This window comes from Spirosoma arboris, from assembly GCF_009754945.1.
Lineage (GTDB): Bacteria > Bacteroidota > Bacteroidia > Cytophagales > Spirosomataceae > Spirosoma > Spirosoma arboris.
Genome location: NZ_WPIN01000002.1, coordinates 709,208 through 726,942, shown reverse-complemented (window position 1 = coordinate 726,942; position 17,735 = coordinate 709,208). Strand labels below are relative to the sequence as shown.

Here is a 17,735-nt window from a genome sequence, read left to right as displayed (position 1 = left end):
TTCACTAAATAATCTCAAAATATCGTTTCAGTTCCCAGTCACTGACCTGGCGAAGATATTGCCGCCATTCCCAGTCTCGGGTACGCGTGAAATGGTCAACAAATTCGGAGCCAAACAGTTCGGTCGCTACAGTAGAATTAGCCATTGCCCGCGTAGCTTCATCCAGATTCGTTGGCAATATGCCATTTCGCTTATCAGCATAGCCATTGCCAACCGAAGCCGGAATGTCGAGTTTTAGTTTATGACGAATACCATACAAGCCTGAAGCCAGCGACGCGGCTATTGCCAAATAGGGATTCGTATCAGACCCCGACACACGATGCTCAACGCGGGTATAGGCTTCTTTATGGTTCAACACTCGAAGCGCAGTTGTCCGATTATCTACCGACCAGGTTAGTGTGGTGGGAGCCCAGGCACCTTCAACCAATCGTTTGTAGCTGTTAATCGTTGGCGCGAACATTGGCGTAATGTGTGGTAAGCAATACAATTGCCCGGCAATGAACTGACGCATCAGCTCACTCATGTTGTTGGGCTTTGTGGGATCGTAGAACAGGTTTTTTGTCTGTTCGGGGTTCCAGAGACTTTGGTGAATATGCCCACTACAACCCGGTAACTCAGCATTCCATTTCGCCATGAACGTAGCGATTACACCGTGCCGATACGCAATTTCCTTTACGGCTGTTTTGAACAAAGCTGCTTTGTCGGCAGCCCGAACAACCTCATCATGCATGATGGCCGCTTCATAAACACCAGGCCCGGTTTCGGTATGTAAGCCTTCAAGTGGTATATCGAATTGAGCCAACAGATCGAATAGATCATGATAAAATGCACTTTCGAGAGAGGGCCGCAATATAGAATACCCGAACATGCCCGGTGTAAGCGGTTCTAATTGCCGGAAGTCTTTCTGTTGCAGACTTTGGGGTGTTTCGCGGAAATTAAACCATTCGAACTCCTGCGCAAATTCAGCATGAAAGCCCATATCCTGACACTGACTGGCAATACGTTTGAGCAGGCTGCGTGGGCAGGCGGCTAGTGCATAGCTAGTAGTATGGTTGGTTGAGGTAGTGCTAAAGTCGGCTAGAAAAAAGGGAATATTGTCTTCCCAGGGGAGTTGACGAAATGTAGAAACGTCGATGCGGACAGGAGCATCGGGGTAACCTGAGTGCCAACCCGTCGTGCGACCATTATCATATGGGGTATCGGAGGAATCCCACCCCCAGACAACATCGCAAAAACCGAAACCATCGGTCAGGCCGTCCAGAAACTTCTGTCGATGAATGATTTTGCCCCGTAGAACGCCGTCAATATCGGTAAACGCATATTTAATTTTCGGACTGTCGTTTTGATTGATGAAGTCGATAATATCTTGCTGAGTCATGACAGTAAGGCTTATTCTTCGGAATACTGCCCGAAAAACAGTATTAAGTCGTTATTCGGGCAGGTATAAAAAACTGGATTCGTGCGGGTAAAGCTACTTATTCCCAGGCTACCTTCCATGTATTACTAGAATCCGATTCGTTTGATAAAGCATAATACTGCATTCTCAGATCAATCACTTCACATTATCCAGATTAAAATGTAAACCACTGTTTTCGCGCCGGGCCATTGCCATCTTGATAACCAGATAAGCGACCTCGATCATATTTCGAAGTTCACAAATGGGAACCGATACTTTTGACTGACGGTAGAGTTCTTCGTGTTCTAAATAGATCAACTCAAGGCGATCCATAGCTCGCTTCAGGCGTCGGTTGGTGCGCACAATGCCAACGTAGTTAGACATGATCGACTCCAGTTCCTTTTTCATCTCGGTTACCAGAACCAATTCCTCAGGGTGGGTTGTACCTGCATCATTCCAGGCCGGGATGTTTCCTGGTAAAACGGCTTGATCAAGCAATTCCACGGTTTTTTCATAAGCCCGATGACCAAAGACAACGGCTTCGAGAAGCGAATTTGATGCCAGCCGATTGGCCCCGTGCAAGCCTGTACAGGAGCACTCGCCAACTGCATACAGAAACTGAATATTCGTTTGACCCCACTCATTTACCCGGACACCTCCACAGAGGTAGTGTTGAGCCGGTACGACCGGAATGTAATCTTTACGCAAATCCAGGCCTAAATGGTCTCGACAGTAAGCAGTTATATTGGGAAAGTGCTCAACAAATCGTTCATAGTCGCAGTGGGTTACATCTAGGTAAACGTGAGGATCCCCGGCTTTTTTCATTTCGGAGTCGATAGCGCGAGCCACAATATCGCGTGGGGCTAGCGACAGGCGCGGGTCGTAGTTTTCCATGAACGTCTCGCCTTTTCGGGTACGTAGCACACCACCAAAGCCCCGCACAGCTTCTGAAATTAGGAAGTTTGGCTTCTTGCCTGGTTCATAAAGAGCGGTCGGGTGAAACTGGATGAATTCCATATCTTTCCCGATGCCCTTAGCACGGTACGCCATTGCAATGCCGTCACCAGTGGCAATGTTCGGATTGGTTGTATTCTGGTAAATGTTGCCGATGCCGCCCGTTGCCAGCAGAGTTGTTTTAGCTAGAAACTGCTCAACCTCACCTGTTCGCGTGTTCAGTACGTAGGCCCCAAAGCACTTATTATCCGTATCGTAGCGATGAACCGTTTCGCCAAGTTGGTGGCGCGTGATGAGTTCAACCGCGTAGAAATGTGTAAAAATCTCAATGGATTTTAGCGAATTTGCTTTTTCGAGCAATGCCCGCTCAATTTCAGCCCCGGTAATGTCTTTGAAGTGGAGAATCCGGAAATCGGAGTGGCCACCTTCTTTGGCGAGGTCATAATCGGAACCGCCATGCTCTTTGTCGAATCGAGTGCCATAGTCGATCAACTCCTGAATACGTACAGGTGCTTCGCGGACAACAATCTCGACAATGTGACGGTCGCTCAGAAAGTCGCCCGCAATCATGGTGTCTTCAATGTGTTTCTCAAACGAGTCATCCTCCGACCAAACCGCGGCAATGCCACCCTGAGCGTATTTAGTGTTGGTTTCTTCGGCCTGCACTTTAGTAATTACACCAATCTTTACATCCTGTTGTAACTTCTCAAAATGCATCGCCAGTTTAGTGGCGTAACTTAGGCCCGCGATGCCGGAGCCGATAACCAGAAAATCGAATTGATGGGGCATTGGTATTTTTATTTGCCGGGTCTAATGCGAAGTTGTTCGTTACTGAGTACAGAAAAGCTATTCATAAGCGCGTCTCCTTGACTTAAGATTACATTTATAGCTCGTCGGGATTTTTCTGTACTATTCATTTTTAATAGCCTAACCAATAGGATACCGCAGTGATTCATACGAAGCCGATGGACAAGCTCTCCAAAATCTTTGTCTTCTGTGAGCAAAATCGCATTTCGATCTACTGCAATTTGTAAGACTTATGGATCAGGTATACTAGAGAACGATTCGGCTATAGCAAGAACAGAAAAGCCTTTCTCTCGTAATTCTTTAACGACTGTAAAATCAAAATTCTCGTCAGCGACAAAAGAGTAATCATCCTGCCTGGGCATAAACGACCTCATTTTTCACCGTTTCAGATGCAAATAATAAGCAGGCATACAGCGCTGTTTCAGTAACACGTGGATACGATTCCAATAGCTGCGGTATTGTCTCGCCATTGCCTAGCTTTTCCAGAACCAGATCGACAGGAATGCGTGTGCCTTTTATGACAGGCTTTCCAAACATAATGGTTGGGTCCGAAGTAATGTAGTCTCGCCAGTTCATAGTTTCTATTCGTTATTTACTTACTCAACTCCAGCATCCTCGCCACCGATTCATAGGCTTTCACGCGCACATCCTCTGGAACAATAATTTCTGGTTGTTCATAAAGCATAGCGTTGTAAACCTTCGCCATCGTGTTCATCTTCATGTAAGGGCACTCCGAACAGGCACACGTATTATTCTGACTGGCTGGAGCGGGAATGATCTTCTTGTGCGGAACGGCCTGTTTCATTTTGTGCAGGATACCCGCTTCTGTACCGACGATAAACGTTTGCTCAGGACTATCAACTACGTATTTAAGCAAAGCGGTTGTCGAACCCACATAATCGGCTTCACTTAGAATATGCTCCTGGCATTCAGGGTGAGCGATGAACTTTGCTTCTGGGTAATCTGCCCGCAATTTGTGCAGCTTTTCCAGCGAAATATCGATATGGACGATGCAGGCGCCATCCCACAATACCATATCGCGTCCGGTTTTCTTCGAAACAAAGCGGCCCAGATTGGCGTCTGGCGCGAAAATGATCTTCTGATCTTTGGGTAAGCTTTCGACAATTTTCAGGGCGTTCGACGACGTAACGATAATATCGGATAACGCTTTGATTTCGGCCGAGCAATTAATATATGAGAGTACGATATGATCAGGGTATTGCGCTTTGAACTCGGCAAACTTATCGGCCGGGGCCGAATCGGCGAGTGAACAACCTGCATTCAGGTCAGGAATGACTACCTTTTTCTCTGGTGATAGCACTTTCGCGGTTTCGCCCATGAAATGCACACCACAGAAGACAATCATATCGGCGGGTGTAGCAGCTGCCTGTTGAGACAAACCGAGGCTATCACCAATGTAATCGGCTATATCCTGAATGTCTCCATCTACGTAATAATGAGCGAGGATAACCGCATTTTTTTCTTTTTTGAGCCGGTTAATTTCGGCGACCAAATCTATGCCTTCGGCGACAGGCTTATTAACATAGCCAATACGTTGAACTTCTTCCAGGAGTGCTTCCATTGAGGGTATCGACAGGTGGTTTACTACTAAACAACGAATACTAAGAAAATGTCACGATATTCTTTTGTCCGAAAGCCTATCTTCTCCATATGGGTCTTTATAAGGCCGCGGAGAACGGACTTCGCTGGCAAATTCACTTCATCGTTCTTCAGATGGGTGAATCCAGGTGGGGCGAATTTCAGTAAATCGTTCGGGCTTTCAAACAACAGCTTGTATTTGATTAGTTTTGAGATAAAGCGGTTCTATTCATGACAGACGATTTTCTTCAACTACGTATCGTTCGCATTGTTCCTGAAACAGGTGATTCCAATAGTTACTTTCTTGAACCACTAAATGGTCAATTCATTCCATACCATGCCGGACAGTTTCTGACCCTGATTATACTTCATAATGGTCATGAGGTTCGTAGGTCATATTCGCTTAGTTCAACTCCTGAAGAAAAAGCCTTACGCTTGACAATTAAGCGAGTCCAGAACGGGGAGATATCACGTTATCTTCATGATACACTCCGCATTGGCGACGTTGTAACGAGTTTATATCCCGCCGGGCGATTTACGTTGGATGAAGACCAAGCCGGAGATGTCGTCTTATTTGGGGCAGGAAGCGGAATAACTCCGTTGTTTGGCCTCATTAAACAGATGTTAGGCGAGGAGTCGGCTCAACGGGTAACGCTATTTTACAGCAGTCCAAACGAGCGAAATATCATTTTTCGAGATGAATTAAATGACTTACAAGACCAGTTTCCAGAACGTTTTCGACTAATCTACCTGTTGAGTAACCCGTCTGATGACTGGAGCGGACTACGGGGAAGGTTGAATAATGTAATGCTCGAACGACTGTTGCCCGAGTTAATTGGGGCTTCAAATCCTGAAGAAGTCCGATTTTACGTATGTGGACCCGGCGATTATATGCGAATGATCCAGTTTACACTTGTGTTCAGCGGCTTTCGCTCAGAGCAGATTCGACGTGAGAATTTCGTGGTTGAGCCCGTTTTTTTAACTCCGCCACCATTATCGGCGCAGGATAGAACCGTTTTGCTACGTTTTCGGGGACATGAGGTTGAGATTCAGGTTCCGGCGTATAAATCCATTTTACAGGCCGCTTTAGATGAGGGGATACATTTACCCTATAGTTGCCGGGGAGGTCGCTGCTCTACTTGCGCTGCCCGTTGCCTATCGGGCAGTGTACACATGACTATCAACGACGTACTGACGGAGCGGGATCTTTCTCAAGGCTGGGTGCTTACCTGTACGGGATTTCCTGAAAGCGATGGGGTCGTGATTGACGTGGTGTAGCGCGTGCTTCCGACGGCGCTACTTATACTTTCGTTTTCAAAAACGCAATGACTACATCCAGACCTCTCTGATAGTGATGATTGTTTGGAATTACAATATCCGCTTCAGCACGGTAGGGTTTAATGAATTGGCGATAGGTTGGTTTGACGTGGTATTTCCAGCGGTACATGACATCATCAAGATCATAACCACGTTCTTCGGCGTCGCGCTTGACCCGCCGTTCGAGTTTGATGCTGTTTTTAGCGTCGATGAAAATTTTCAGATCCATCTGGTCTGCTAACTCCCGGAAGTGGAAAACGAAAATTCCTTCAACAATAATGATCGGCGCAGGCTTAAACGTCAACATTCTGGGAACAATGGCCGGATTATTGAACGTGTATTCTTTTTGCGTGACAATCTCACCATTATGTAGCTGACCGATATGTTTTGCATACAGATGGTGATCAATTGTTTCGGGTAAATCGAAGTTATGAATGCCCTGATCATCTACCGGAATGACATCGCGGCTGAGGTAATAATTATCCTGCGAAATCAGGCAGATCTGATCGTCGGTGAAGGCATTCAGAACACCTTTCAAAAACGATGTTTTTCCTGAAGCACTGCCGCCGGTAATGCCGACGATGAAAGGTTTGGTTGCCATGATGAAGTAAGAGAAATAACAAAGAAAGCAGGAAAACGCAAATGGCCAATAAAAAAGCGGTTCACCTGTTAAGTGAATCGCTTTTAAATCAATGGCTAACCTAGTTTAAGCAACTACAGACTCGGCAAGTACCAGTACTTTGTTCTGAAGTACTTCAACCACACCACCGTCGACGATGAATGTTTGTTCACCTGAAGTCGTTTGCACAATAAGCTTTCCTTTATCCAATGTACTGACCAGAGGAGCATGGTTGTTCAGAACCTGAAACTGGCCTTCGCTACCTGGAAACGTAACCGCACTGGCTTCGCCAGAAAAAACCTTACGGTCGGGAGTGATAATATCTAATGTCATACTCAAGAGATGTATGATGTATGATATATGATGCATGACGAGGTATTAACCTACATCATAATCATACGTCATACATCTTTATTATAAAGCTCCTTTTACAAAATTAAGAACGCTGCTAATCTGAGTTTTTGCAGCAGGTTCGGCTGCTTTTGCAGTTAAACCTCCCTGATCGAGTTTGCCCACAGTTGCCAGTGCTGTTGAAACCAGAGACTGGCCTGATGATTGGGTGCTACCACCAAGTGATGACAATGCACCACTGATACCGCTTAAGCCACTCGTTAGCTGACTTCCTTTTCCAAGTAGTGAACCAGCAGCCATGATGCCTTCCAGCTGGTTTCCGCCCGATGCCAATTTCGCTAAACTAACAGCTTTGCCTAAAGCTCCGCTGCCCAGAGCACCAGTTGGAATTAAGGGAAGCAAGGCTTTCAGTTTACTTGCCTGCGCTAGTACCTTATCCTTGAAGGACGTTGGCTTGGCTTGAGCTTCGGCTTCCAAACCTGCAATTCCAGTTTTCAACTCCTGGGTTGTAGTTGCTTTATCGCCTTTGTCAAGCGCAGCTACTGCATTGTCTAAATGGGCAGTTGCTGAACCATCCTGTAGTGTCGTGGCCGACCCGCCTGGCATTACCGTCGAATCCTTAATAGCGCCCCCAACAATAGGTTTTGTTGGAACTGCTGGAATTTCAGGTGTCGTAATCTGTGCTGACGTAGCCACTGTTGTGACCAAGCTAAATGACATAAGAGCGACTCCTATTCTTAATCGAATCGTTTTCATAAAACTAAGTTTGTTTATTGTCAAACCATCAGACTTAAGAAAGGGGCTTTGGTTTCCAGTCTACGATTAATAAACAATTAAATCGTGGACTGGAAACCAGGAATTGCGCTTATTGACCCGCTTCTTTCAGCATTTTCTCTCCTTTCGCAACGGCATCCTCAATTGTACCAACGAGGTTGAACGCTGCTTCAGGTAGGTGGTCATATTTACCGTCGATGATCAGGTTGAAGCCCTTGATGGTATCTTCAATCGGTACCAGAACGCCTTTCAAACCGGTGAACTGCTCAGCCACGAAGAATGGTTGCGACAGGAAGCGTTGTACACGACGAGCGCGACTTACTACCAGTTTGTCTTCTTCAGAAAGTTCTTCCAGACCCAGAATGGCGATGATATCCTGCAATTCTTTGTAGCGTTGCAGAATCTCCTTCACACGTTGAGCCGTGTTATAGTGCTCGTCGCCCAGGATTTCGGCAGACAGAATCCGCGATGTTGAATCAAGAGGGTCAACGGCAGGATAGATACCCAACTCAGAAATTTTCCGGCTTAATACCGTCGTAGCATCTAAGTGAGCAAAGGTCGTAGCAGGAGCAGGGTCAGTTAAGTCATCGGCAGGTACGTAAACGGCCTGTACCGACGTGATCGAACCCCTTTTGGTTGAGGTGATACGTTCCTGCATGACACCCATTTCGGTAGCCAGCGTAGGCTGGTAACCTACAGCCGATGGCATCCGGCCTAAAAGAGCCGATACCTCAGAACCCGCCTGCGTAAAGCGGAAAATGTTATCAACGAAGAACAGAATATCACGACCAGCACCTTCGCCGTCACCATCGCGGAAGTGCTCAGCGATAGTTAGACCTGACAGAGCCACACGAGCACGCGCTCCTGGAGGCTCGTTCATTTGTCCGAATACGAACGTTGCCTGGCTTTTGGTCATTTCTTCCAAATCTACTTTGGTCAAATCCCAGCCACCTTCTTCCATCGAATGTTTGAATGCGTCGCCGTATTTAATGATACCAGCTTCGATCATTTCGCGGAGCAGGTCATTTCCTTCGCGGGTACGTTCGCCCACACCGGCAAATACTGACAGACCTGAATAGGCCTTCGCGATGTTGTTGATCAATTCCTGAATCAATACGGTTTTACCTACACCGGCACCCCCGAAGAGCCCGATTTTACCACCCTTTGCGTAAGGCTCCAGCAGGTCAATTACTTTGATACCTGTGAAGAGAACTTCGGTTGAGGTAGCGAGGTCTTCAAATTTAGGAGCAGCGCGGTGAATTGGCAGTCCTGTACCAGTTGTCTTTGGTTGAGGGATACCATCGATAGCATCGCCAACAACGTTGAACAGCCGTCCACGGATGCCTTCGCCCGTTGGCATGGTAATTTGAGCACGAAGGTCAATAACATCTAAGCCGCGATACAGCCCGTCGGTCGAGTCCATCGCAATAGCGCGTACACGGTCTTCGCCGAGGTGTTGCTGAACTTCCAAAATGACCTCCTGGCCATTGGATTTTGTTACTTTGAGGGCGTCCAGAATGGCGGGAATCCGAGTGCCTTCGCCCTCGAAACTCACGTCCACGACCGGCCCGATTATTTGCGTAATCTTACCCGTATTGACTGCCGTTGCCTTACTCATTTGTATGTGGTATTTCTTTATTGAAATGTTGCCCATTGTTTGGGACTGCAAAAGTAGGAGAAAAACAGCGTAAGGTCAAGGAACAGCCTAGTCATTTTCCTGTTGATTCATAACGAAATAGGTTTGGCAGTTAGGTTTTTACGTGAAAAGTCAAACAAAAACCACCTAGAGCGGATTTGTACAAAAACAAGTCGCTTGTCAACAGTCGCTTGTCCGTGTGTGATCATTACTGGGTAATATCAACACTATCTGTGAGCAACTGTTAATTAGCTACTACTGACTCAACGACTCTTTTTCATGCTTCAACAACGTTCAAGTGGCTTGCTTCTTCATATTACGTCATTGCCTTCTGCGCACGGTGTGGGTGATTTAGGTCCTGAAGCCTATCGGTTTGCTGATTTTCTGGAAGCATCAGGGCAAACATACTGGCAAATTCTACCACTCACCCCTGTTGATCCTGGCTCAGGCTTCTCTCCGTACAGTAGTCCGTCGGCTTTTGCGGGAAATATTCTGATGATCAGTCTTGAGAAACTGGTGGATGAAAATCTGCTTAGTCAGAATGATCTGGATGTATTTAATGTGCAGCCTGTTCATGACGTAACGGTGACAGAGCCTCCCAATATGTCAGGTAATGTGAGTCCGACCATACTGGCTGGTCCGCTTGTATTAGCCCCCAACACGATGCATGCTGCCTGGATAAAGAAGCGGCCACTGTTGCAACAGGCAGCCGAAATCTTTCTGCGCGATGCAGCGCCTGCACAACGTAGTGACTACGACCGCTTTTGTGCCTGGCAGGCCGATTGGCTAAATGACTACGCGCTTTTTACCGCTTTGCAGGAGTCTACCGGCGAACCTACCTGGGTACGATGGCCTGAAGAATTGGTCCGGCGCGAGCCCGCTGCATTAGCTCGTCAGACCGAGCTGCTACATGACAGGATGGAGGTGATTAAAGTGATGCAGTACTTTTTCATGCGACAGTGGAACGAGTTGACGGCCTATTGTTATGGGAAAAAGATTCATTTGATGGGCGATATTCCCATTTACATTCAGTTTAATAGTGCTGATGTCTGGGCGAACCCGACGCTGTTTAAGCTCGATGCTAACTTTCAGCCTTTGTTTGTCGCAGGTGCTCCCCCCGATTATTTCAGCGAATATGGGCAGCGGTGGGGCAATCCTATTTACGATTGGGCCGAACACGAACGTACTGGATTTGCCTGGTGGATGCATCGTTTGCGTCACCAGATGTCACTCTATAGCCTGACCCGTTTGGACCATTTCTTAGGATTTGCAGTGTATTGGGAGATTCCGTCTAATGAACCAACGGCTAAGGTAGGTGAGTGGGTAAAAGCACCCATCGAAGCCTTCATGCATGCCATGCACAGACAATTTGTTCAATTACCCATTATTGCCGAAGATTTAGGTGCTAAAGCCGCTGAAATTCAGCCTTTCCTGCGGCATTATGGTATACCCGGAATGCGTGTAGTACAATTTGGTTTTGGTCACGACATGCCCACTTCCACGCACGCTATTCACAACCATACCGAAAATTTTGTAGTTTACTCCGGTACCCACGACAACAATACAACGTTGGGCTGGTTTCGGGAATCAGATGAAATTCATCATCAGCGGATGAATGAATACCTTGGGTTTAAAATCACGGAGAAGAATGTCGTCGATCAGATTTGCCGTCTGACAATGCAGTCGGTAGCCCGGCTGGCTATTATGCCTGTTCAGGACATTCTGAATCTTGACGATACGCACCGAATGAATACGCCTGGCCTGGGTGGTCGAAGTTGGCAATGGCGTTTGCAATCGGGGCAATTGACCCATCGGGTAGCTGAGAAGCTATTAAAACTGACAAGGATGACGGGACGGATGTAAAGTTGCGGGTTTGAGATTGCTGCTCATACGCGCTTATACCGGGAGCTAACGTTCTGACTACAACCCGTGAGATCTTAGTAAAACGTGTTCTGCTTGATGCGAAATTACTATTCGCATCGGGTATTCGTGGTGGACATCAGTAGGTTCGTAGGCACTAACCAGTGATTAACTACGTTTCTCTTTCATGTCATCCTTATTTTTCTGGAAAAATTGGAGCCGGACATATCGGCTTACCTACCTGATTAGCTTTATTGCCTTCATTATCAGTCTTGTCGCGTTCGTTATTGCCTGGGTACGCGGCCTGGGCAATGTTGTCCACTGGGACGTACTGAGTGAACTGAACGAACTGCCGATTACTTTTCATTCTTTCTCCGACGGTATCCTTGACTATGCTGTAAACGGAAAAGCCTACGCCGTCTCTGAACAATTTATAGCATCGGCGATGCAGGTGCGCCCCGAACTGGCTACCGCTTTTCTGATTGGTATTTGTATCGCCTTCATTTTGCTGATTAGCGCCATTACCCGCTTCGACCGAATTCGGTATCTGATTGGCATGGCTATTCTTATTCTCGGACTGGCTTTTTTTCGCTGGGACATGCTCGAAGTGCCGGGGCTTGGCAGTAATTACCTGTTTTTGCTGCTCACTTTTTTATTTGGGACTACGAGCTACTATTTCCACGCTTTTCGATCCGATTTCCAGATACCCGTTCGGCTCGGCGTTTTTGGGCTACTAACTCTTGGTGTTGCAATTGCTCTAAGTGCGCTCTCACCGGTGAAGTTCCCAGCTTTGATCGTGATCAGTTATGGTATGCCTGTATTGCTGGTGTTGGGCAGTGGATTCATTTTCTTCATTGCTACCGAATTAGTTGCCGGACTTGTCTGGCTCACATCTGCCGGGCGTTCTGAAGAAGGAAAGACGCAGGTCAGTTCACGCCGGACTCTGGGTATCAATAACTTTCTCTTTATTAGCTTTTTGTACCTACTCAATCTGGCACTTACCTGGTTGAAGAATACGAAATCTATCGATTGGGACGTGCTGGCGATCAGTCCCTTTATTCTGTATCTGGTTTCGGTAAAACTAGGTATCTGGGGATTTCGACGGTTGGTTCAACAACAGGACGCCTTCTCATTTCGCGATTCGGGCGCTTATTTGTACGCAGGGCTGGCTTTGCTCACAACCCTTACGATCGCTTATACATTCGTTACGGCCAATGATCCATTGGTAGAAGTATTCGAAGATGTGATTACCTATACGCAACTGGCTATGGGGTTGTGTTTCGTTGCCTATGTCGTCATTAACTTCCTGCCGATTTATCAGCAAAATCTGCCCGTTCATCGGATCCTTTATAAACCTAAACGGCTTGAACTAAGCTTATTCCGAATTGTGGGCGTGGTTGGGGTAATCGCTTTGCTGGCATCGGGCGGATTGATTACCCTTCGCCAGAGCATTGCAGGTTATTATAATGGATTGGGTGATTATTACATCGCCAGCAACCAGCCTACATCCGCCAATGCATTTTATCAACTCGCACTGGAACAGGAATTTCAAAATCATAAATCCAACTATGGTTTGGCGTCGATGGCGCTGGCTCAGAACAATCAGACAGCGGCTGCTTTTTATTTCCAGCAGGCGCTTTTGAAGAAGCCTAGTCCGCAGGATTATGCAGGATTAAGTCAGACTTATTTAAAAACAGAACTGTTTTTCGAGGCTGTAAAAGCCTTGCAGCGGGGTATTCGGGCGTTTCCGAACTGTGGCGAACTCCGGAATAATCTTGGTTATCTCTATGCACGTACCAGCATCGCCGACTCGGCCTACTATTATTTAAAGTCAGCGACCGCAAATGCTGATCGTACTGACGTGCCAGAGTCGAATTTACTGGCCTTCTACGCACGGAATCCGAATGTGTTGGCCGCCGACTCGACCTTAGCGCGTAGTGCGATTGAATCATCGTATGAATCCTACCAGGCGAATGCGCTGGCGTTGCGAATTGTAGCTGCACAGGATACGACACAACCGAAGCTACCGACCTGGCTGTCTGACGAAGCTATAAAACAAGGTCTAAGCGTGGGCCGATTCGCCAGTTTATATAACTACGCGCTAGTGAATCAACGCCCTGACAGTACAGTGGCTAAAGCATTTAAGAAGTTGTCAGAAAATCCCGCTAATCAGGATTTTACCGACGATTTACTCCTGGCCCGTGCTGTCGCTGAATATACGCAGCATAATCATTCGGCTGCTTTTGGGTTGATGGGGCAATTGGCTGAGGGAGACGAGCAAAATGGAGCTGCCTACCGTTCTATTGCGGGTTTGTGGTTATTGGAACAAGGTCTGTATCAGAAGGCGGCTGACATATTTGGCTATAACGCTGATACAACGTCAATTTACTATCGGGCTATCGCTTTTACAAAAGCCAATGAACTGGTAATTGCGCAACGTTTATGGGAGACCGCTGCCAAAAATGATCAGGCTGTGACCGCCTTGAAACAGGTGCTTTATCAGGAGCGAAAGCCAGTGTCCGATTTGGAAAAAGCATTTTATGCCACCTATCGCGTGGATGATTTAAACCGGGGTGCTTATTGGGAGACTATCCAGGATCCAAGTCTGAAGACTGTGACCGGTGTCGCCCTGACGAATGATTACCTCGATAATTTACAGTGGCGTAATGCGCAGTTGGTTTTATCGGGCTTACCCGATTCAAAACACGTGAGCGCTTTAGCTGCATCACTACGGGATGTTGCCGCAATTCGGTTGTCGGCTTTCCGGCGGAGTATCGGTTCGGCAGAGACGATGGCGAAGGGAGCTATTTTGCCACAGCAATGGGCAGAACGGGACTATTGGTTAGGGCAAACCTACGAACGTACCCATCGAATCGGCCAGGCACGAGAAGCCTATCAAAATGCCCTCAAATTGGCTCCGTTGAATGCCCGAATTGTTTCGGCTGCGGCACAGCTTGAACAACAGCAAAAGCATACAAAAACGGCCTATGATCTTGTGTTAACAGCGTTGTCGGTTAATGAAGCCAACGCCGACTTGCTGAAACTATATGTTACGCTGTGTCTGGACTTAAGCCTGCCTGACTATGCCGCTAATGGGCTTGCAAAACTACAAGCGGCCACCTCACCTGCCGATTATCAGGCGTTTCTGCTGACTTATCAGGAAAAATTAGCGTCAATCGAAAAGAGTAAGGAGAAATTTCTACAATGAAGTAGCTTTGTCTATTCAGCCTTACGTACTATGAACATTATAGAAACTCGCAACATCGCTAAACGTTACGTGATGGGCACCGAAGTGGTTGACGCGCTCAAGTCGATTACGATTAGCATTCAAAAAGGGGAATATGTTGCGTTCATGGGACCATCGGGGTCGGGGAAATCCACACTGATGAACATCGTTGGCTGCCTGGATTCGCCCACGTCTGGTCAGTATATTCTGAATAGTCAGGATGTTAGTCGTATGGGCGAAAACGAACTGGCTGAAGTTCGTAACAAGGAAATAGGCTTTGTCTTCCAGACGTTTAATTTGCTTCCCCGGCAAACTTCGCTTGAGAACGTAGCCTTGCCACTCATATATGCTGGCTACAGCAAAGCTGACCGTACCGAAAAAGCCATGCAGGCACTCAAAAATGTTGGTCTAGAAAATCGCGCTGGCCACCGGCCTAACGAACTCTCAGGCGGACAGCGGCAGCGTGTGGCTGTAGCTCGTGCTCTGGTCAACGATCCTAGTATTCTATTGGCCGATGAACCAACGGGGAACCTTGATACGAAAACGTCTTACGAAATCATGGACCTGTTCGACCAGATTCATAGTAAAGGCAACACCGTTATTATGGTAACGCACGAAGAGGATATTGCTGAATATGCCCACCGAATTATCCGGCTTCGCGATGGCCTAATCGAGACAGATCGCCAGAACACGAATATCCGCAAAGCTCAGGCGCTGATGCAGTCGCTAAAATGAGATGGGAGTGAGGTTATAGTCAAATAGATTATATTTAAACCTCCTACTAACTCCTATTAACATGTTTCGTAAAATTCTTCTGGCCCTGTTCGTTGTGCTGGTCGTTATTCAATTTATTCGGCCTGAAAAAAATCAGGCTGCAGGTGTGTCGGCGAACGACATTACAACCAAATATGCAGTTCCCGCTGATGTTCATACTGTGCTTAAACGGGCCTGTTTTGATTGCCATTCCAACAATACAACGTACCCCTGGTACGACAACATTCAACCTATTGCCTGGTGGCTCCATCACCACATCGAAGAAGGGAAGGAGGAACTCAATTTTTCGGAGTTTGCTACGTATTCGCCTAAGAAAGCCCACCATAAACTGGAGGAAGTAGGGGAGGCTGTTACTGAAGGCTGGATGCCCTTGGGTTCTTACCTCTGGATTCACCACGATGCCAAACTCAAACCCGAAGAAGCTAAAATGCTAGCAGACTGGGCAAAGGGATTGGAAGCCCAGATTCAGGTACCTGCTGGTGAAGAAAAAGAGGGTGAGCATCACGAAGAGCATTGATTCGTTTTTTTGTCATGCTGACGAAGGAAGCATCTTAAATGCTTCTAATAGTCAATAAGGGCACATTAAGATGCTTCCTTCGTCAGCATGACAAAAACAAAAAACTACGCTTTCAATTTCAACTTCTTTCCTGTCTCGGCGGCCTGATAAATAGCCTGTAATAAGGTAACATCCCGCAGACCCTCTTCACCGGTAACGTGACCGGGTAGTTGTTTCCCATCGAGTAGGTCTTTGCATACACCGTCCATGTGAGCGGCCTGATGGTTCACGACGGGCATCTCAATTGGCCCTTTGCTGGTACGTCCTTTCAATGGGCCATACCCGAAAGCGGGAGACAGTTCAAACCATCCTTTCTCGCAGGAAGCGTAAAGCCGCTCAACGCCCGATGCATAGCTGGTAGTTGAATTTGAAACTGCACCGCTCGGAAATTCAAACTGCCAGAACATCGTTTCCTCGACATCCTTAAATTTTACGGGATCGGTTTTCGGAGCAAACTGCGCTGTTACTGAAATGGGTTCTTCGCCCGTTACGTATCGGGCTCCCTGTATCGCGTAGATGCCTACGTCCATGAGCGGTCCACCACCGGCCATGCTTTTCTTCAAGCGCCATTGGTTGGGATCGCCACTTCGGAAACCATCACTGCTTTCTACGAATTTAACGGCCCCAAATACTTTTTCCTGTCCCAGGCGCATTACTTCTTTGGTAAATGGCTCGTAGTGAAGTCGATACCCAACAGCCAATTGTTTGTTCGCCTTTTTGCAGGCGTCAATCATGTTCTGGCAAGCTTTCGGCGTAATCGCCATTGGCTTTTCGCAAATGACGTGTTTGCCCGCTTGTGCCGCCCGAACAACGTATTCTTCATGCATCGAGTTAGGAAGCACTACGTATACAACGTCAATGTCCTTATTGTCAGCAATCCGGTCGAAGGTTTTGTAGTCGTAGACGTTTTCCTTGGGAATGTTGTATTTCTTCATCCATTCCTCGGCTTTTGACGGCGTGCCTGTTACAATCCCTGCCAGACGGCAGTTCTGTGTTTGTTGTAAAGCGGGAGCCAATAGGTTTGTACTGTAATACCCCAAGCCAACTAAGGCAATGCCTAACTTGCGACCAGGCTGCCCCGATCCTTTACGGTCGAGATCTGTCAGAATGGAATAAAGGCCGCTGGACTCATTCTGGACAACTTCATTACCGGCATAGCCGAGCATAGGTAGCGACATTGCCGATGCGCTCGCACCCAGATTACGCAGGAAAGTTCGTCGGGAATTGGATTGCTGATTTTTCATGAATAGGCCGGTTCTAGAACTCAGTAAAGCTACGTAAACTGTAATACGTGCTGGAGTTCATAAAAAAGTACCGAAGCTGGCTTTTCTACCAACTTCGGTACGAGGTCGTTTACTACTTAAAAAGTGAGTTTAAACGAGGCCAATCTGAATCTCGGTTACACACCTCTCCATGTGTTCCAAGTCAACGACACTGTATACCTCACGAACGCGCCCATCAGTCTGATGACCACCCCCGTGAAACTGGCCAAAAAGGGCATCATATAGCGCACCAAAGTCACTCCAAGGGCCCGTGTGGGTATACGACAGGCAGCGAAATGCGGGGAATACCTGATACGAAAACCGATCAGATAACTCTCCCGGCTGATTAATAGGTAAGACAATTTCCAGCTGAAATTCTTTGGTTTCATCGCCAGTGGCATCCGTATAAATCCACTGGATTGGCCCTGCGACGTCCAGGTTAAGTAGGCTGGCTTCTTTATAGAGTTCCATCGCAACGCTGGGAGCATATTGCGACAATGTCTGCAAAGTTGTGCGGGTAGTAAATGTAAGGGCTGTGAAGGGCAGCGTTTCTTTTTCGGATAAAGCGTTTTCTGGCATTGTCAGTTGCGTTGTCATGATTTGT

At 47.2% G+C, this 17,735-nt stretch carries 16 protein-coding genes; 5 read left to right on the top strand and 11 right to left on the bottom strand.

What is annotated here, in order from left to right; translation table 11 throughout:
* Positions 1 to 4 precede the first annotated feature (4 nt).
* The 5 genes from GO755_RS06955 to nadA form a co-directional block, all read right to left on the bottom strand.
* Positions 5 to 1,378 (bottom strand): glutamine synthetase family protein, encoded by a 1,374-nt coding sequence (locus GO755_RS06955; protein ID WP_157583995.1) that lies wholly within the window; start codon positions 1,376 to 1,378, stop codon positions 5 to 7.
* 174 nt (positions 1,379 to 1,552) lie between these two features.
* Entirely contained in the window at positions 1,553 to 3,139 is a 1,587-nt protein-coding gene (nadB, locus tag GO755_RS06950; RefSeq protein WP_157583994.1) for an L-aspartate oxidase, read from the bottom strand.
* Positions 3,140 to 3,147: 8 nt separating this feature from the next.
* On the bottom strand, positions 3,148 to 3,378 hold the full coding sequence (locus GO755_RS42140; protein WP_394351013.1) for a DUF5615 family PIN-like protein: 231 nt from the start codon (positions 3,376 to 3,378) through the stop codon (positions 3,148 to 3,150).
* Positions 3,379 to 3,502: 124 nt separating this feature from the next.
* Complete coding sequence (locus GO755_RS06945; RefSeq protein WP_157583993.1) at positions 3,503 to 3,733, bottom strand: DUF433 domain-containing protein; 231 nt, start codon at positions 3,731 to 3,733, stop codon at positions 3,503 to 3,505.
* A gap of 16 nt (positions 3,734 to 3,749) precedes the next feature.
* Positions 3,750 to 4,739, bottom strand: a complete 990-nt coding sequence (gene nadA, locus GO755_RS06940; protein WP_157583992.1) for a quinolinate synthase NadA — start codon at positions 4,737 to 4,739, stop codon at positions 3,750 to 3,752.
* 248 nt (positions 4,740 to 4,987) lie between these two features.
* Here nadA and GO755_RS06935 point away from each other — a divergent pair, with 248 nt between their 5' ends.
* Positions 4,988 to 6,034 carry a ferredoxin--NADP reductase gene (locus GO755_RS06935; RefSeq protein ID WP_157583991.1) on the top strand — a complete coding sequence of 349 codons (1,047 nt, stop codon included), beginning with the start codon at positions 4,988 to 4,990 and terminating at the stop codon, positions 6,032 to 6,034.
* Positions 6,035 to 6,056: 22 nt separating this feature from the next.
* Here the strand turns inward: GO755_RS06935 and udk are convergent, their stop codons facing one another.
* The 4 genes from udk to atpD form a co-directional block, all read right to left on the bottom strand.
* Positions 6,057 to 6,674, bottom strand: a complete 618-nt coding sequence (gene udk / locus GO755_RS06930) for a uridine kinase (RefSeq protein ID WP_157583990.1) — start codon at positions 6,672 to 6,674, stop codon at positions 6,057 to 6,059.
* Between the two features lie 105 nt (positions 6,675 to 6,779).
* Entirely contained in the window at positions 6,780 to 7,025 is a 246-nt protein-coding gene (atpC, locus tag GO755_RS06925) for an ATP synthase F1 subunit epsilon (protein ID WP_111346111.1), read from the bottom strand.
* An 81-nt stretch (positions 7,026 to 7,106) separates the two neighbouring features.
* A complete protein-coding gene (locus GO755_RS06920) occupies positions 7,107 to 7,799 on the bottom strand; it encodes a hypothetical protein (protein ID WP_157583989.1) in 693 nt (230 codons plus the stop codon).
* A gap of 109 nt (positions 7,800 to 7,908) precedes the next feature.
* The gene (gene atpD / locus GO755_RS06915) at positions 7,909 to 9,435 is read right to left on the bottom strand and encodes a F0F1 ATP synthase subunit beta (protein ID WP_157583988.1); all 1,527 of its coding nucleotides are present in this window, start codon (positions 9,433 to 9,435) and stop codon (positions 7,909 to 7,911) included.
* A 297-nt stretch (positions 9,436 to 9,732) separates the two neighbouring features.
* Here atpD and malQ point away from each other — a divergent pair, with 297 nt between their 5' ends.
* The 4 genes from malQ (at position 9,733) to GO755_RS06895 (ending at position 15,830) form a co-directional block, all read left to right on the top strand.
* Positions 9,733 to 11,316 carry a 4-alpha-glucanotransferase gene (gene malQ, locus GO755_RS06910; protein WP_157583987.1) on the top strand — a complete coding sequence of 528 codons (1,584 nt, stop codon included), beginning with the start codon at positions 9,733 to 9,735 and terminating at the stop codon, positions 11,314 to 11,316.
* 184 nt (positions 11,317 to 11,500) lie between these two features.
* Positions 11,501 to 14,521 carry a tetratricopeptide repeat protein gene (locus GO755_RS06905; RefSeq protein ID WP_157583986.1) on the top strand — a complete coding sequence of 1,007 codons (3,021 nt, stop codon included), beginning with the start codon at positions 11,501 to 11,503 and terminating at the stop codon, positions 14,519 to 14,521.
* A gap of 30 nt (positions 14,522 to 14,551) precedes the next feature.
* Positions 14,552 to 15,274: an ABC transporter ATP-binding protein gene (locus tag GO755_RS06900; RefSeq protein WP_157583985.1), complete on the top strand. Its 723-nt coding sequence runs from the start codon at positions 14,552 to 14,554 to the stop codon at positions 15,272 to 15,274.
* Positions 15,275 to 15,335: 61 nt separating this feature from the next.
* Positions 15,336 to 15,830 carry a heme-binding domain-containing protein gene (locus tag GO755_RS06895; RefSeq protein ID WP_157583984.1) on the top strand — a complete coding sequence of 165 codons (495 nt, stop codon included), beginning with the start codon at positions 15,336 to 15,338 and terminating at the stop codon, positions 15,828 to 15,830.
* A gap of 104 nt (positions 15,831 to 15,934) precedes the next feature.
* Here the strand turns inward: GO755_RS06895 and GO755_RS06890 are convergent, their stop codons facing one another.
* Together GO755_RS06890 and GO755_RS06885 are read right to left on the bottom strand one after the other, a co-directional pair.
* Positions 15,935 to 17,113 carry a Gfo/Idh/MocA family protein gene (locus GO755_RS06890; protein ID WP_157583983.1) on the bottom strand — a complete coding sequence of 393 codons (1,179 nt, stop codon included), beginning with the start codon at positions 17,111 to 17,113 and terminating at the stop codon, positions 15,935 to 15,937.
* A gap of 129 nt (positions 17,114 to 17,242) precedes the next feature.
* Positions 17,243 to 17,728: a GyrI-like domain-containing protein gene (locus GO755_RS06885; RefSeq protein ID WP_157583982.1), complete on the bottom strand. Its 486-nt coding sequence runs from the start codon at positions 17,726 to 17,728 to the stop codon at positions 17,243 to 17,245.
* Between the last annotated feature and the right edge of the window lie 7 nt (positions 17,729 to 17,735).

What these genes read in the sequence shown, in the direction of transcription:
- atpD (WP_157583988.1), bottom strand. Translation starts at nt 9,435, where the DNA reads ATGAGTAAGGCAACGGCAGTCAATACGGGTAAGATTACGCAAATAATC.
- nadB (WP_157583994.1), bottom strand. Translation starts at nt 3,139, where the DNA reads ATGCCCCATCAATTCGATTTTCTGGTTATCGGCTCCGGCATCGCGGGC.
- GO755_RS06935 (WP_157583991.1), top strand. Translation starts at nt 4,988, where the DNA reads ATGACAGACGATTTTCTTCAACTACGTATCGTTCGCATTGTTCCTGAA.
- udk (WP_157583990.1), bottom strand. Translation starts at nt 6,674, where the DNA reads ATGGCAACCAAACCTTTCATCGTCGGCATTACCGGCGGCAGTGCTTCA.
- nadA (WP_157583992.1), bottom strand. Translation starts at nt 4,739, where the DNA reads ATGGAAGCACTCCTGGAAGAAGTTCAACGTATTGGCTATGTTAATAAG.
- GO755_RS06890 (WP_157583983.1), bottom strand. Translation starts at nt 17,113, where the DNA reads ATGAAAAATCAGCAATCCAATTCCCGACGAACTTTCCTGCGTAATCTG.
- GO755_RS06900 (WP_157583985.1), top strand. Translation starts at nt 14,552, where the DNA reads ATGAACATTATAGAAACTCGCAACATCGCTAAACGTTACGTGATGGGC.
- GO755_RS06945 (WP_157583993.1), bottom strand. Translation starts at nt 3,733, where the DNA reads ATGAACTGGCGAGACTACATTACTTCGGACCCAACCATTATGTTTGGA.
- GO755_RS06955 (WP_157583995.1), bottom strand. Translation starts at nt 1,378, where the DNA reads ATGACTCAGCAAGATATTATCGACTTCATCAATCAAAACGACAGTCCG.
- GO755_RS06905 (WP_157583986.1), top strand. Translation starts at nt 11,501, where the DNA reads ATGTCATCCTTATTTTTCTGGAAAAATTGGAGCCGGACATATCGGCTT.
- GO755_RS06895 (WP_157583984.1), top strand. Translation starts at nt 15,336, where the DNA reads ATGTTTCGTAAAATTCTTCTGGCCCTGTTCGTTGTGCTGGTCGTTATT.
- atpC (WP_111346111.1), bottom strand. Translation starts at nt 7,025, where the DNA reads ATGACATTAGATATTATCACTCCCGACCGTAAGGTTTTTTCTGGCGAA.
- malQ (WP_157583987.1), top strand. Translation starts at nt 9,733, where the DNA reads ATGCTTCAACAACGTTCAAGTGGCTTGCTTCTTCATATTACGTCATTG.
- GO755_RS06885 (WP_157583982.1), bottom strand. Translation starts at nt 17,728, where the DNA reads ATGACAACGCAACTGACAATGCCAGAAAACGCTTTATCCGAAAAAGAA.
- GO755_RS06920 (WP_157583989.1), bottom strand. Translation starts at nt 7,799, where the DNA reads ATGAAAACGATTCGATTAAGAATAGGAGTCGCTCTTATGTCATTTAGC.